This is a genomic window from Burkholderia sp. Bp9012, from assembly GCF_003853825.1.
Lineage (GTDB): Bacteria > Pseudomonadota > Gammaproteobacteria > Burkholderiales > Burkholderiaceae > Burkholderia > Burkholderia diffusa.
The window spans coordinates 83,454-95,430 of sequence record NZ_QTQA01000027.1 but is presented as its reverse complement, the minus strand read 5'-3'; the positions used below and the strand labels follow the sequence as shown (position 1 = coordinate 95,430).

Annotated in this window: 14 protein-coding genes and 1 pseudogene; 2 read left to right on the top strand and 13 right to left on the bottom strand. The window is 66.7% G+C overall.

All coding sequences use genetic code 11. The annotated features are described in order from the left end of the window. A pseudogene (gene sdhB, locus DIE11_RS29600) lies at window positions 1–83 on the top strand (succinate dehydrogenase iron-sulfur subunit); the annotation flags it as partial. Window positions 84–393: 310 nt separating this feature from the next. Here the strand turns inward: sdhB and DIE11_RS29595 are convergent. From DIE11_RS29595 to DIE11_RS29585, 3 genes are all read right to left on the bottom strand, one after another. Next, complete coding sequence (locus tag DIE11_RS29595; RefSeq protein WP_124628923.1) at window positions 394–1,098, bottom strand: sigma-70 family RNA polymerase sigma factor; 705 nt, start codon at window positions 1,096–1,098, stop codon at window positions 394–396. Window positions 1,099–1,214: 116 nt separating this feature from the next. Continuing rightward, the gene (folE, locus tag DIE11_RS29590) at window positions 1,215–1,946 is read right to left on the bottom strand and encodes a GTP cyclohydrolase I (protein WP_059608020.1); all 732 of its coding nucleotides are present in this window, start codon (window positions 1,944–1,946) and stop codon (window positions 1,215–1,217) included. Between the two features lie 135 nt (window positions 1,947–2,081). Continuing rightward, on the bottom strand, window positions 2,082–2,726 hold the full coding sequence (locus DIE11_RS29585; RefSeq protein ID WP_260437200.1) for a hypothetical protein: 645 nt from the start codon (window positions 2,724–2,726) through the stop codon (window positions 2,082–2,084). A 336-nt stretch (window positions 2,727–3,062) separates the two neighbouring features. On the opposite strand from DIE11_RS29585, the gene DIE11_RS29580 reads away from it, so the two are divergent. Further along, the gene (locus DIE11_RS29580; protein WP_124628893.1) at window positions 3,063–3,344 is read left to right on the top strand and encodes a hypothetical protein; all 282 of its coding nucleotides are present in this window, start codon (window positions 3,063–3,065) and stop codon (window positions 3,342–3,344) included. A 128-nt stretch (window positions 3,345–3,472) separates the two neighbouring features. Here DIE11_RS29580 and DIE11_RS29575 read toward each other — a convergent pair whose 3' ends face one another. The 10 genes from DIE11_RS29575 to DIE11_RS29530 all read right to left on the bottom strand — a co-directional run bounded on the left by DIE11_RS29575 (window position 3,473) and on the right by DIE11_RS29530 (window position 11,775). Then, entirely contained in the window at window positions 3,473–3,643 is a 171-nt protein-coding gene (locus DIE11_RS29575) for a DUF2256 domain-containing protein (protein WP_082729517.1), read from the bottom strand. 78 nt (window positions 3,644–3,721) lie between these two features. Continuing rightward, window positions 3,722–4,270, bottom strand: coding sequence for a chalcone isomerase family protein (locus tag DIE11_RS29570; protein ID WP_124628891.1), 549 nt, complete (start codon window positions 4,268–4,270; stop codon window positions 3,722–3,724). Between the two features lies 1 nt (window position 4,271). Further along, window positions 4,272–5,489 carry a cyclopropane-fatty-acyl-phospholipid synthase family protein gene (locus DIE11_RS29565; protein ID WP_124628890.1) on the bottom strand — a complete coding sequence of 406 codons (1,218 nt, stop codon included), beginning with the start codon at window positions 5,487–5,489 and terminating at the stop codon, window positions 4,272–4,274. Continuing rightward, window positions 5,486–6,340: a DUF1365 domain-containing protein gene (locus tag DIE11_RS29560; protein WP_124628888.1), complete on the bottom strand. Its 855-nt coding sequence runs from the start codon at window positions 6,338–6,340 to the stop codon at window positions 5,486–5,488. The genes DIE11_RS29565 and DIE11_RS29560 overlap by 4 nt, the downstream gene beginning before the upstream one ends. Beyond that, window positions 6,337–7,641 (bottom strand): NAD(P)/FAD-dependent oxidoreductase, encoded by a 1,305-nt coding sequence (locus DIE11_RS29555; protein ID WP_124628886.1) that lies wholly within the window; start codon window positions 7,639–7,641, stop codon window positions 6,337–6,339. The genes DIE11_RS29560 and DIE11_RS29555 overlap by 4 nt, the downstream gene beginning before the upstream one ends. A gap of 92 nt (window positions 7,642–7,733) precedes the next feature. After that, window positions 7,734–8,354 carry a lipocalin family protein gene (locus tag DIE11_RS29550; protein ID WP_124628884.1) on the bottom strand — a complete coding sequence of 207 codons (621 nt, stop codon included), beginning with the start codon at window positions 8,352–8,354 and terminating at the stop codon, window positions 7,734–7,736. After that, a complete protein-coding gene (locus tag DIE11_RS29545; RefSeq protein WP_124628883.1) occupies window positions 8,351–9,451 on the bottom strand; it encodes a cyclopropane-fatty-acyl-phospholipid synthase family protein in 1,101 nt (366 codons plus the stop codon). Before DIE11_RS29545 ends, DIE11_RS29550 begins: the two co-directional genes overlap by 4 nt. Continuing rightward, complete coding sequence (locus DIE11_RS29540; RefSeq protein WP_124628881.1) at window positions 9,448–10,281, bottom strand: DUF1295 domain-containing protein; 834 nt, start codon at window positions 10,279–10,281, stop codon at window positions 9,448–9,450. Before DIE11_RS29540 ends, DIE11_RS29545 begins: the two co-directional genes overlap by 4 nt. Window positions 10,282–10,432: 151 nt before the next feature. Further along, entirely contained in the window at window positions 10,433–11,167 is a 735-nt protein-coding gene (locus tag DIE11_RS29535; RefSeq protein WP_124628879.1) for an anti-sigma factor domain-containing protein, read from the bottom strand. Continuing rightward, window positions 11,164–11,775 carry a sigma-70 family RNA polymerase sigma factor gene (locus DIE11_RS29530; protein ID WP_124628877.1) on the bottom strand — a complete coding sequence of 204 codons (612 nt, stop codon included), beginning with the start codon at window positions 11,773–11,775 and terminating at the stop codon, window positions 11,164–11,166. Before DIE11_RS29530 ends, DIE11_RS29535 begins: the two co-directional genes overlap by 4 nt. Window positions 11,776–11,977 lie beyond the last annotated feature (202 nt).

Below are 11,977 nucleotides of genomic sequence, written 5' to 3'. Positions count from 1 at the left end.
GCGTCGACGTTTGCCCGAAGGGCTTGAACCCGACGAAGGCGATCGGCAAGATCAAGGAACTGATGGTTCGTCGCGCGCTATGAGATCTCGGCGCGCGTAAAAGAGCGGGGGTGTCGATGGGCATCCTCGGCTCGGGCGGGATTCATGCGCGCATCTGCGCTACGATCGCCGGGCGCATGTTGCCCGGGTATGTTGCCGCTCGATTGACGATCGTTCGTTATCCACACGGCGCGCAATGGTGACGGCACGTTTCCGATCCTCGAAGGATCGGCGACCTTGCGCACAATACTCGGCTCCCGCCGCTACAAATATCGATTCAACGGCTGCGCGGATCGCAGCCGTCGCTTGGTCCGCCTCGCGCAACGCGATCGAACCGAGAAGTGACTCGTCCGCTCATTGCTCGAGATAGATTTTGAGTCGCATCAGGCTGCGGCGAATCCAGCTCTTCATCGTGCCGAGCGGCACCTGCATGCGCTCGGCCAGCTCCGCATACGATGCGCCGCTGTGAAACGCTTCCCGCAGCACATACGCCTGCCGCTCGCCCAGATGCGCGAGCCCGCGCTCCAGACGCTGCCGCTCCTGGCTCGCCTGCGCGCCGAGGTCGGGCGTCGGGCTTTCGTCGGGGATCGACAGCGCCAGCTCGTCATCGAGCGGCACCTCGCGGTGCTGCCTGATTCGGTCGATGGTCCGATTGCGCGCGAGCGTCATCAGCCATGTCATCGCCGTGCCGCGTCTGGCGTCGAATGAATCGGCACGACGCCACGCCGTCGTGAACACGTCCTGAAGCAGGTCTTCCGCTTCATGGCGGTCGCGGATCATCCGGACGATCGCGCCATACAGCCGCGCCGCAGTCAATCGATACAACTGCGCGAACGCGTGCTCGTCGCCGGCGGCGACGCGAGACAGCAATCGGTCGAGTTCCGCATGCGCGTCGGAGGCTTCATCGGGCTGAACGACCGCATCGGCGGTGATTTCGGTTCTGCCGCCCGGGCGTGACCTCCCGCGGGACGCGCCCCGGCGCTGCTGCCTGCCTGACTGCAGCGTCGTCGATCGACCCTGGCCGGCGGACGGGCGGAGTGAATCGTGCGACCAGTTCATCGGGAACTCCGCATGGCTTTGAGCTTCCTGCTGTTGCGCGCCCGCGGTGACGAGCGGACGCGGATCATGACCAAGCACTGCGCCGGCGCATTCGTCGCGAATGCCTGCCGCGCGCTTTACGCATTCTTTCCGGACAACAAGGCGAGAAACTCGCGGCGAAGCGACGCGTCCGCGAGAAATTTTCCGCGCATCACGCTGTTGGTCATTTTTGCCTGGTCGTCCTTGGTGCCGCGCCAATGCATGCAGAAGTGCTCGGCCTCGAGCACGACGGCAAGCCCGTCGGGCGAGATGCGCGATTCGAGGAGGTCGGCAATCTGCTTGACCGCTTCTTCCTGGATCTGCGGGCGCGTCATGACCCAGTTCACCAGCCTTCCATACTTCGACAGGCCGATCAGATTCGACGTGGCGCTGGGCAGCACGCCGATCCAGATGCGGCCCATGATCGGGCAAAGATGATGCGAGCAGGCGCTGCGCACGCGCAGCGGCCCGACGATCAGCAACTCGTCCAGCCGCTCTACGTTCGGGAACTCGGTGACGGACGGCGCCGCGTCGTAGCGGCCTGCGAACACTTCACGGATGAACATCTTCGCGACGCGCCGCGCGGTTTCGCGGGTGTTGTGGTCGTTGTCGACGTCGATCACGAGCGAGCGCAGCACGGCTTCCATTCCCTGCGCGACTTCGTTTTGCAACGCATCCAGCTCCCCGTCGCGCAGGTGCGCGGCGATGTTGTCGTTTGCATGGAAGCGCGCACCCGCGTTCTCAAGCCGACGACGAATGATGTGCGACAGAGGAATGCCCTCGTCGATCGCAGTCAAGGTGTGCTCGGGAGCGTCGATCAGATTTCCCATTTCGGTTCGTTTCTCGAGGTTAGGTGGTGCTGCGATGGATCACGACTGAGACGATGCGATGATTGACTTGTGTTCCGCGGGTAAAAACCGTGTGGACGCTGCCGCCATTTCGACGACGCATCCACCGGGTGACGCTCACCTGCGCGCGCACCGGCGTGCATGGCGACCCGGCAGCGTCACCGGAGATCCGGCTCTGATCGCGCACGACGGACCCATCGGCGTTGCCTGGGCCCAGCCGTCGACGTCGCGGAGGAACCGCAATATCGGGTCGTTCTCCGCCGGCTTCGCCGCGAACGTGAGGGCGACGGATTGTTGCAGCTTCGCCAGCACGAGCGCCTCGTCGATGCGGCCGCCGACCGAGCGAAACAGGTGGAAGCCTGCAAGGCGAACCACCGAGAGGGCTTGCGCGCTGCCGTGCTCATAGACGATCGCGGCCGCGCGGACACGGCGCGCCTGCGCCAGCGACACGAACTGATTCGCCAGATCCACGTGCAACGACGAGACCTCGGCGATCAGGGCGTCGACATCGAGGCCGGGCTGCCGCAGCGCCCGCGACACCGATTCGACACGCTCGGTGACGTGCAGGCCGACTCGCTCGACCGTTTCGTCGGATGCAGTCAGGCCGCCCGTGACGAGCAGCGTCGGGCACGCGCCAGCCGCGATGGTGTTCGATCGCCGTTCAGGCAGTGCGCCGTTCAGACCGGCGCTTGAACACCGGTCGGTCACCTGCGGCGAGCGGCACCGACAGCGATGGCCGCGTTGCTGCGCGGCGACCGGCAAGCGCGATGCAACCGGCCGACCGGGCACCGCACCGGGCTGGTGTGACGGGCTGCGTGCCGTGGCGACGGCCACGCGCGCCATCAATGAAGCCGGACAGGCCGGGAACCGGCGCGGCTTGATGTCGTGATTGCGTGTTGGCACGGGGCCTCCCTCGGTCGATTCATGCTTCACAGCTGGGATTGTATGCAAATTTTCGGGAAAGTGAAGCAGAAACTCGACTCATACAATAATTTGTACCGGGCTTTTTTGCGTCAATCACCCGGACAGCATCGGAAAATGGCGTTAAAAGTGCGCCGGCGCACATCATGAGGAGGGAATTACGCAGAAATAACGCACATGAAACGCATTTCGACGTCAATGGATTGGCGGCAGTACGATGCGATGACGGGCCACAAAGTGCACCGAGAAGTGTGCGATCTCGATGCGCGCATCGATCTTGTCGCACTTTTGCGTGTCGATGCGTCGGAATCCGATCGATGGCTGTTCGACGCAAGCGAACATGACCGCGCTTTCACTCAAGCGTCATGCAAGCCGACACGGGGTGAAGTGAATCGCCTGGAGGCGATCGCGCACGCTACAAACCAGACGGCGGCGGGGAAGGGGGATGGGCCGCGCTGACGAGCACGCCTGCGCCCACCGGCGCCGATCGATCCCGGTGAACCGAAGCAGGGCGAGCATTCCGTCTCGGCGCTTCGAAGCGCTACCCGGGCCCGCGCGCTGCTCGCGATCGGCTCATCAATGCGAATTCAACGACGCGAAGCGTTCGTCTTCATGCCGGAGGGCGACCGCCGATTCCGGCGGCAACGCTCCGAGCAATATCGGACTTCGCCCCAGACCGCCTTCCATTTCTTTCTCCAGCTGAAAGGCAAGCCGCATGTCTCGCATATCTTGTCGGGCAAGTGCGTCTTGTTGGCCATCGCGAATCACGCGTCGAGAAGGATCACTGGCGAACTGACCCGTCGATCGATGCTGTCGGCATCGATACGATGCACCGGTCACCACCGCGCACCGTGGAATCGGCGCGCATCGTCGCCCAGCAGCTGACGGCGCAACGATTTTGCCCGCGTGCGCGGGTCGAGCCAGATCGCGAAGAACGCGCGCGCAAACGCCGGGTCGGTCACGTCGGCCGTGAGGCGGCCGTTGGTGTAGAAGCGTGCGCCGCGCTCGGGAAAGTACACGCCGCAAAGCACGTCGCCGCGCGATACGTCGGTAAACGCCCGTTCGATATCGCGGCGCCATGCATCGAGTGTCGCAGCCGGCAACGGCGCGGGTGCGAGGCGCTCGATCTCGTCCATGCCCGTCGAGACGAGCCGCTCGCCTTTCACGTCGTGACGGTAGGCCAGCGACAACGCAAACGGCGTGTCGAACGCGCCGGGAGACCGGGGCGCCCAAAGCTGAGCGTCGTACAGACAGATGCCCAGCATGCAGAACCGGCCGGATCCGATCAGTCGCGCCGATGCGATATCGTCGGCGCAGCTCGCGCCGGCGTACAGCGGTGCAGCCAGCGCCGCGGCAGCGGCAAGCAACGCAAGCCGGCGCCTCATGTCAGCCGCCCGACGACACGATGAAATGCATCACGTCGGTTCGCCGCTCGGCAAATCCCGCTTCGCAATAGGCGAGATAGAGGCGCCAGGTGCGAATGAACGTCTCGTCGAACCGTTGCGCGCGCACCGAGTCGACGCGTGCCTCGAACGTGGCCCGCCATGTGCGCAGCGTCCGTGCGTAGTCGTCGCCGAACGCGAGCACCGGCTCAGCAGCCAGGCCGGCCCGCCGCGCGGCATCGACGAAGCGCTCCGGGCTCGGCAGCATCCCGCCGGGAAAGATGAACTCGCGGATGAAGTCGCTCGACGCGCGGTAGGCCTCGAATTGCGACTCGACGATCGTGATCGATTGAATCAGCGCGCGGGCACCGGGCTTCAGGCGCTGCCTGAGCGTGTCGAAATACACCGGCCAGAACGTTTCGCCCACGGCCTCGAACATCTCGATCGACACGATCGCATCGTATTGGCCGTCGACGTCGCGATAGTCGCGCAATTCGAGCGTGACCCGATCAGACAGCCCGGCGCGCGCGATGCGCTCGCGGGCCAGTGTGTATTGCGCCTGCGAGATGGTGACGCCATGCACGCGTATGCTTTGCCGTGCAGCATGCACGGCGAAGCCGCCCCAGCCGCACCCGATCTCGAGCACGCGCATGCCCGCGCGCAGGCCGAGCGAATCGACGATGCGCTGATACTTCGCCGTTTGCGCCTCGGCGAGCGAACGCTGCGCGTCGCCGTCGAAGCATGCGCTCGAATACGTCCACGTGTCGTCGAGCCACAACCCGTAAAAGTCGTTGCCGAGATCGTAGTGCGCGTGGATGTTGCGGCGGCTGCCGGCCCGCGTATTCATTCTGAGCCGGTGACGCAGCGCGTACCAGACGCGTGCCAGGCGGCCGCCGGTCACCGTCTTCGCGATCACCGGTTGATTGCGGATCGCGAGGCGCAGCAGCGCGACGAGTTCGGGCGTGTCGATCCAGCCGGCGCGATACGCTTCCGCGAATCCGATGTCGCCCGCGCGCAGGATCGCACGGCACGCCCGCCAGTCGCGGACCTGCAGCGTCGCGGCCGGCTGGCAGTGCGGATCGCCAAACACATGCTGCGCGCCTTCGGGCGTTACAAGCGTCAGGTGACCGTCGCGGATTTGTCGTAGCAGCGCGATGAACAACCGGGCCGAGAGCGGCATCGCCGGTTGCGATGCGGGAGACAGCAGGCGCAGCAAGGTCATGGACGAGCCTCGTGATCGGACATCGCCGAGCGGCCGCGTGGCGACGCGCCCGGCGAACGGGACAATGGCGAATCGGCAGCGGCAGAGCGCCCGGGGGGCGTCTTGCCATAGAACGGCACGCGCGCGAGCCACAGCCGCAGCGCTTGCCAATGAATGCGAATGACGACGTTGATCGCGTTAAGCGGCTGCCGGGCCAGCGCGCGCCACGCGCGTGCCGCCGTCAGCGGCGCGGACCGCATGCCGATTGCCGTGCGCAGCAGCAGACCGTCGTCGTCGCGATAGTCGATCGCCACGCTCAGATGATCGTCGCGCTGGCGCACGCGAAACGCGTAATCCCCGACAACGTCGCAAAACGGCGAGACATGAAACGTCTTGCGGCAGACGAGCACGGTGTCGGCGTCGATCGGCGCGTGGTGCATCGCACTCATCAGGTAGCCGTGGTGCGCACCGAACGTGTTGCGCACATCGGCGTACAGCGCGCGAAGCCGGCCCGCGCGGTCGTAGCAGTACCAGAAGCTCACCGGGTTGAACGCGTAGCCGAAGATGCGCGGAATCGTCTGCAGCCAGATCGGGCCGTCGGCGGGAATGCCGGCGTGCGCGAGGACATCGCGCATCCACGGGCCGAGCGCGCGGCCGTCGCGCGGGCCGTAGTCGCGCAACGCGAGTCCGAGCGGGCGCCAGCGATCGATACCGAACCAGTTGCCATCGATCTCGTCCAGCCGTTCGACGTCGCAGCAGACCTGGAAGACCGGATACGTGAACGCATGGCGCACGGGCCGCAGCCGTTCATGCATCACGTCGCCGACGAGAAGCCGGGCGGCCGTGCCGTCGCGGGCAAAGGGCACGCTCATGGCTTGGCCCAGGCCGGAGCGACACCGAAGTCGCGGGCGACGCGCAACGCGGACTTCAGTCCGTCCTCGTGAAAGCCGTAGCCCGTCCACGCTCCCGCGAACCACGTATGACGCGGCCCTTGCAGTGCCGGCAGACGTTGCTGGGCGTCGACGGCCGCGAGGTCGAGCAGCGGATGCTCGTAATCGTAGCGGCCGAGCTGCGTGTCGGGGGCGGGCTCGTCGACCGGATTCAGCGTGACGACGACCGGCGAGCGGAACGGCAGCGGCTGCAACTGGTTGAGCAGGTAGCTCACGCACACGGGCGACTCGCCACCGCTGCGCCCCGGCCGGCCGCTCAGGTAGTTCCACGCCGACCACACGCGTCGGCGGCGCGGCAGCAACGCCGTATCGGTATGCAGCACCGCGACGTTGTGCTGATAGCGCACGGCGCCCAGCACCTCGCGCTCTGCGTCGCTGGCATCCGCGAGCAGCCGCAGGCTGGTCGGCGCATGGCAAGCCAGCACGACCGCGTCGAACCGCTCGTGACCGGCCGTGTCGGTGACCACGGTCACGCCCGCGTCGTCGCGCCGTATCGCGCGGACCGGCGTATTCAAGCGCACGTCGTCGAGCGTCGCTGCGATGCGCTCGACGTACCGCCGCGCGCCGCCCGGGACCGTCCGCCACGGCGGCCGGTTGTTGACCTGCAACAACGCGTGATTGAGGCAGAAGCGCAGGAACGTCGCCGCCGGAAACCGCAGGATGTCGTTGGCCGCGCTCGACCAGATCGCGGCCGCCATCGGCAGCAGGTAGTGATGCTGGAACGATGCGCCGTAGCCGCCGGCCGTGAGCAGTTCCCCGACCGAAAGGCGCTCCCGGTTCGCCGATTCGAGGTGCTCGTGCGCGGACGCGTTGAAGCGCAGGATGTCGCGCAACATCCCGAGAAAAGTCGGCGAGAACAGGTTGCGGCGTTGCGCGAACACCGTGTTCAGGTTGCTGCCGGCCCATTCGAGCCGGCCGCCGTCGACCGAAACCGAAAACGACATGTCGGTCGAATGCGCGGCCACGCCCAGTTCGTCGAACAGTGCGATCAGGTTCGGATAGGTCCGGTCGTTGAACACGAGGAATCCCGTGTCGACGGGGTGGCGTGCGCCGTCGAGGTCGACGGCGACCGTGTGCGTGTGACCGCCGAGATAGTCGGCGGCCTCGAACAGCGTCACGCGGTGACGGCGAGCAAGCAGGTACGCGCTGGCAAGGCCCGCGATGCCGGCGCCGACGACGGCGATCCGCCGGCCAGGCAGCGACACTGAAAGTTCCGGGTGCATCGCGAATGATCTCCGTCAATCACAAGAGCAGGTTCGGGAATGACATGTGCGGATATACGAGCCACGGCACGCTGCGGATGCAGTTGCTGCCTTCATTCGCGTTCGCCGGGCGATGCGAAGCCCGGCTTGCCGATCTGGTCCGGTGTTTGCGGCACTCGCCTGAAGCGCGACGTGTCGTAACCCATCGCATCGAGCCGGGCGAGCAGCGAGCGATAGGTGGCCTCGTCCATCGTCGGCTCGCGCGAGAAGATCCAGCCGAGCGTCTTGCCCGGGTAGCCAAGGATCGTGTACCGGTAGTCGGGGTCGACGTAGAGCGTCAGTTGCGTGACATACACAGGCCAGAACAGCCGCACGCGCCATTCGCCACCGCCGCTGCCGGGCTTGACGGAGTCGACGAACCGATAGCGCTTCTCGGGCTGGTCGAAGCCGCCTTTGCGGCCGACGAATGCGTCGTCGATCCGGCCGTCTTCGCGCAGGCTCCACTCGGCCCGGCTGCCGACGAAGTCGCGCTCCGCGAAATATGGGATGTTGGCGATCACGTACCAGCGACCCATGTAGCGCGGCAAGTCGACGGGCACGGTCGACAGCGGAACGGCGGCGCGCGGATTCGGGTTCGGCGGGCTGCCCGAGCAGCCGGCGGCCCCGATCGCGAGCACCGTCACGAACGCAACGGCGACGCGGCGGAGAACCCGGTGCAACAGGGCGGCCCTCATGCACGCCCCCGGCGCTTGTCGAACAGGTAGTGGGCGACGCCCCATTCCTGGCCGTCGGCATAGCCGAACAGCTCGGCGACAGCCATGTAGAACATCCGCCAGCGCTGGAACCAGAGGCGGGCGTCGGCGCCATAGACCGTTTCAAAAATCGGCATGACCCGGTGGCGCGCCGCGTCGAGCGACGCGAGCCACTGATTGGCCGTGCGGGCGTAGTGAGTGCCGTCGAGCCACCATTGGCGGGCGATGCGCACGTCGTCCTGGAACCGCAGCAGCAGATCGGCCGACGGCATCGTCCCGCCTGTGAAGAAATGGCGCGACATCCAGTCGGTGTCGTCGCGCACCGCGAAGTGATAGGCGAGTAGCTTGTGCACGAAGATGTGCACGAAGAGCTTGCCGTCGTCGTGCATCCAGCGCGAGATTTTCGCGAGTAGTTGCCCGTAGTTCTTCATATGCTCGAACATCTCGATCGAGAGCACGCGGTCGAAACCGGCGTCCTCGGGACCGAAGTCGAACTCCACCACGTTGCCGGTCACGATTCGCAGATTCGTCAGCCCGCGCTGCGCCGCGCGTTGCTCGATGAAGTGGCGTTGACCGTGCGAATTCGACAGGCCGACGATCTGTGCCGCCGGATACCGGTCGGCGAGCCAAAGCGACAGCGAACCCCAGCCGCATCCCAAGTCGAGAATGCGCTGGCCGTCCGCCAGCTCGGCGCGCTGCGCGTACAACGCAAGCATTGCCTCCTCTGCCTGCGCCAGCGTCTCGTTGCCACGCGGGTAATAGCCGCACGAATATTTGAGCCGCGGGCCGAGATGGGCCTCGAAGAAGCTGCCGGGCACCTCGTAATGCTGCGTGTTCGCCGCGTGCGTCTCGATTGCGATCGGGCTCGCGCCCAGTTCGCGCACCAGTGCGTCGAGGGCCGCCGCGCGCCGTTCGCCGTCATACGCGTGCTCGGCGCGCAGGCGTTGCCGCATGAGCGCGCGCATCCCGGCCCGGATCAGCCGGTCCGGCAGCCAGCCGCGCTCGCAGTAGCGAATCAGCCAGGCGTCGTTGGGTGCAGCCATCGAGGCCGGCGACGGTTGCGAGGTGGTAGCGGTCATGATCGCGTGCTCCGGTCTTCAGGGTGATCGGGTCGAGTGGGGGAAGGGCTGCGCGCCGGCCCCGGTGGCCACGGAACGATGGCGCTGGTCGTGCGCATGTACTCGCGGTAGCCCGGCCGGGTTTGCACCAGACGCGCTTCGAGCAGCGGCAATCCGGATACCTTGAGCAGCAGCCATGCCATCAGGACGGGCGGCATCAGCGTCAGCCAGCCCCACGGCAATCCGATCGCAAGGGCCGTGTAGGCGAGCCAGTGCACGCACTCGAAAAAATAGTTCGGGTGCCGCGAATAGCGCCACCATCCGACGCGACAGACCTGGCCGCCGTGGTCGGGATTCGCGAGGAACCGCTTGAGTTGCCGGTCGGCGGCAGTCTCTCCGGCCACGGCGGCGATCCAGATCGCGACTGCCGCTGCAATCGCGAACCGGGACGGGGCTTGCGCACTGTATGCGGGGATGAAGAATGCGACCGACAGCAACATGGAGATCAGCGCTTGCAACTGGAACAGCCAGAACATGTTGCGCGGCGCGGCGTCGCCCCACTGCAGGCGGAACTGTCGATAGCGCGGGTCCTCCGGCTGCCCGCGATTGCGCCGCCACAGGTGCCGCGCGAGTCGCAGCCCCCAGATGCCGCCACCGGCGGCCACGAGCGCGCGATTCAGTTCCGAGCCGGTTGCCAGCACGGCGACGAATATGGCTACGCAGCCGAGCGTCGCGGCCCAGACCGGATCGATCATCCCGGCGTTCCGGGAATGCAATTGGGTAATCCACACTGCCGTGAAGGACACGATCAGTCCGACGAAGGCGAGGAGGGCAACGGCGACGGCGGGCATACGGGCTCCGGGGACGCGATATCCCCTTATACGGAGCCGGCGACCGAACGGATGCAACCGGATGCGACGAGATGCGGCGCGATCCCGTCGAGCGTGAAAGCAACGGGCGGCACGCTGCCGCGCTTTACGCGTTGAGCGCGCGTTGCACGCGTCAGGCGATGTGCATCGAGCCGGTGGCGAGCACAGGCCCGGTGGGTTGGCCGCTCGGCGAGCCGCCGCGAGGCTCGAGCGACACGGCGAGCACCGCGCGTGCACCGAGTTGCGCGACGATCGCTTGCGGCAGCGTCATCGACGCCGGTGCGTTCGACGCGAATACGCCGAGCGAGATCGGCTTCGCATTCGGCGGGATCAGCCACAGTTCCGTCGAGCGATCCGCGGCGACCGGTGGCGTGTTCGCGGGCACCACGACCATCCGGGCACGGCGCAAGTCGACCGTGGCGGTCCATCGTGCGACGCCATCCGCTTGTGCGAGCGTGGCCGCCATGTAGCTGCTGTCGACGGCAGCGGGGCGCTGCGGCGCTTCGCCCACCCGGATCACATTGACCGTGAGCAGCCCCAGCGCCGCCGCGCTCGCGCCGATGCCGACCCAGCGCCACAGTGGCAGGCTGTTCCACCATCCGCCGGCTGGCGCGGCCCCGCGAACGCGCGGCGGCGGGATGAAGCCGAGGTCGTGCTGGATCCTCGTCCAGATTCGCGCGGGCGGGTCGACGGGCGTGACGTCGTCCGCGAGCGGGGCGAGGCGGCGCTGCCAGCGATCGAGTGTCGCTTGCAACGCCGGGTCGCGAGCGGCGGACTGCTCCAGCTCGCGGCGTGCGTCTGCGTCGAGCACGCCGAGGGCGTATTCTGCGCAGCGCAATTCGGAATCGTGATCGGCCGGCGTATTCATTGCTCCAGGCACACCTTCAGCTGCATCAGGCTGCGCCGGATCCAGCTCTTCATGGTTCCGAGCGGCACGCGCAGCCGCGCTGCCAGCTCACTGTAGGTCGCACCGCTGAAGAAGGCCTCGCGCACCGCGCGGCCTTGCTGCGGATCGAGTTGCGCCAGGCAGCGCTCGAGGCGCTGGCGCTCCTGCGTCGCCTCCGCCAGCGCGGCGGGCGTCGGATCCTCGTCGGGAAGCTCCAGCACCTGTTCGTCGTCGAGCTGCGCGTCGCGATGCTGCCGCAAACGGTCGATCGTCCTGTTGCGCGCCAGCGTGATCAGCCACGTCATCGCGCCGCCGCGCGCCGGGTCGAACGCGTCGATGCGTCGCCACGCGGTCGTGTAGACCTCCTGGAGGAGATCCTCGGCTTCCCCGTGATCGTGAAGCATGCGCACGATTGTCCCGAACACGCGCGACGCGGTCAGCCGGTACAACTCCGCGAAAGCCGCCTGATCGCCGGCTGCTGCCTGAAGCATCACCCGATTCAGATGTTCGCGGCGCGCGACATCCGCATCGGCGTCGCGCGAAGGGGCTGACTGGTCGAAACCTTTGGCACCGTTCGGCGTGTCGCTCATGCGAAGTGGGTGGCGCGGATCGCCATGGTGTGAATGTCGAGCGAAATATAGCACTGTCGGACGCATTTTGATTGAACGATCTGCGGCCGACCCGCTGCACGTTGTGCCGGGCGACGCGCGTTGTTAGACCCTCAGCCAGATACGAGCGACACGCGCTCGGGGATGCAGGCAGCCGCGACATTCGGCGGATGCTGCAGCCCAC

What these genes read in the sequence shown, in the direction of transcription:
- DIE11_RS29595 (WP_124628923.1), bottom strand. Translation starts at nt 1,098, where the DNA reads ATGAACTGGTCGCACGATTCACTCCGCCCGTCCGCCGGCCAGGGTCGA.
- folE (WP_059608020.1), bottom strand. Translation starts at nt 1,946, where the DNA reads ATGGGAAATCTGATCGACGCTCCCGAGCACACCTTGACTGCGATCGAC.
- DIE11_RS29580 (WP_124628893.1), top strand. Translation starts at nt 3,063, where the DNA reads ATGAAACGCATTTCGACGTCAATGGATTGGCGGCAGTACGATGCGATG.
- DIE11_RS29575 (WP_082729517.1), bottom strand. Translation starts at nt 3,643, where the DNA reads ATGGCCAACAAGACGCACTTGCCCGACAAGATATGCGAGACATGCGGC.
- DIE11_RS29570 (WP_124628891.1), bottom strand. Translation starts at nt 4,270, where the DNA reads ATGAGGCGCCGGCTTGCGTTGCTTGCCGCTGCCGCGGCGCTGGCTGCA.
- DIE11_RS29565 (WP_124628890.1), bottom strand. Translation starts at nt 5,489, where the DNA reads ATGACCTTGCTGCGCCTGCTGTCTCCCGCATCGCAACCGGCGATGCCG.
- DIE11_RS29560 (WP_124628888.1), bottom strand. Translation starts at nt 6,340, where the DNA reads ATGAGCGTGCCCTTTGCCCGCGACGGCACGGCCGCCCGGCTTCTCGTC.
- DIE11_RS29555 (WP_124628886.1), bottom strand. Translation starts at nt 7,641, where the DNA reads ATGCACCCGGAACTTTCAGTGTCGCTGCCTGGCCGGCGGATCGCCGTC.
- DIE11_RS29550 (WP_124628884.1), bottom strand. Translation starts at nt 8,354, where the DNA reads ATGAGGGCCGCCCTGTTGCACCGGGTTCTCCGCCGCGTCGCCGTTGCG.
- DIE11_RS29545 (WP_124628883.1), bottom strand. Translation starts at nt 9,451, where the DNA reads ATGACCGCTACCACCTCGCAACCGTCGCCGGCCTCGATGGCTGCACCC.
- DIE11_RS29540 (WP_124628881.1), bottom strand. Translation starts at nt 10,281, where the DNA reads ATGCCCGCCGTCGCCGTTGCCCTCCTCGCCTTCGTCGGACTGATCGTG.
- DIE11_RS29535 (WP_124628879.1), bottom strand. Translation starts at nt 11,167, where the DNA reads ATGAATACGCCGGCCGATCACGATTCCGAATTGCGCTGCGCAGAATAC.
- DIE11_RS29530 (WP_124628877.1), bottom strand. Translation starts at nt 11,775, where the DNA reads ATGAGCGACACGCCGAACGGTGCCAAAGGTTTCGACCAGTCAGCCCCT.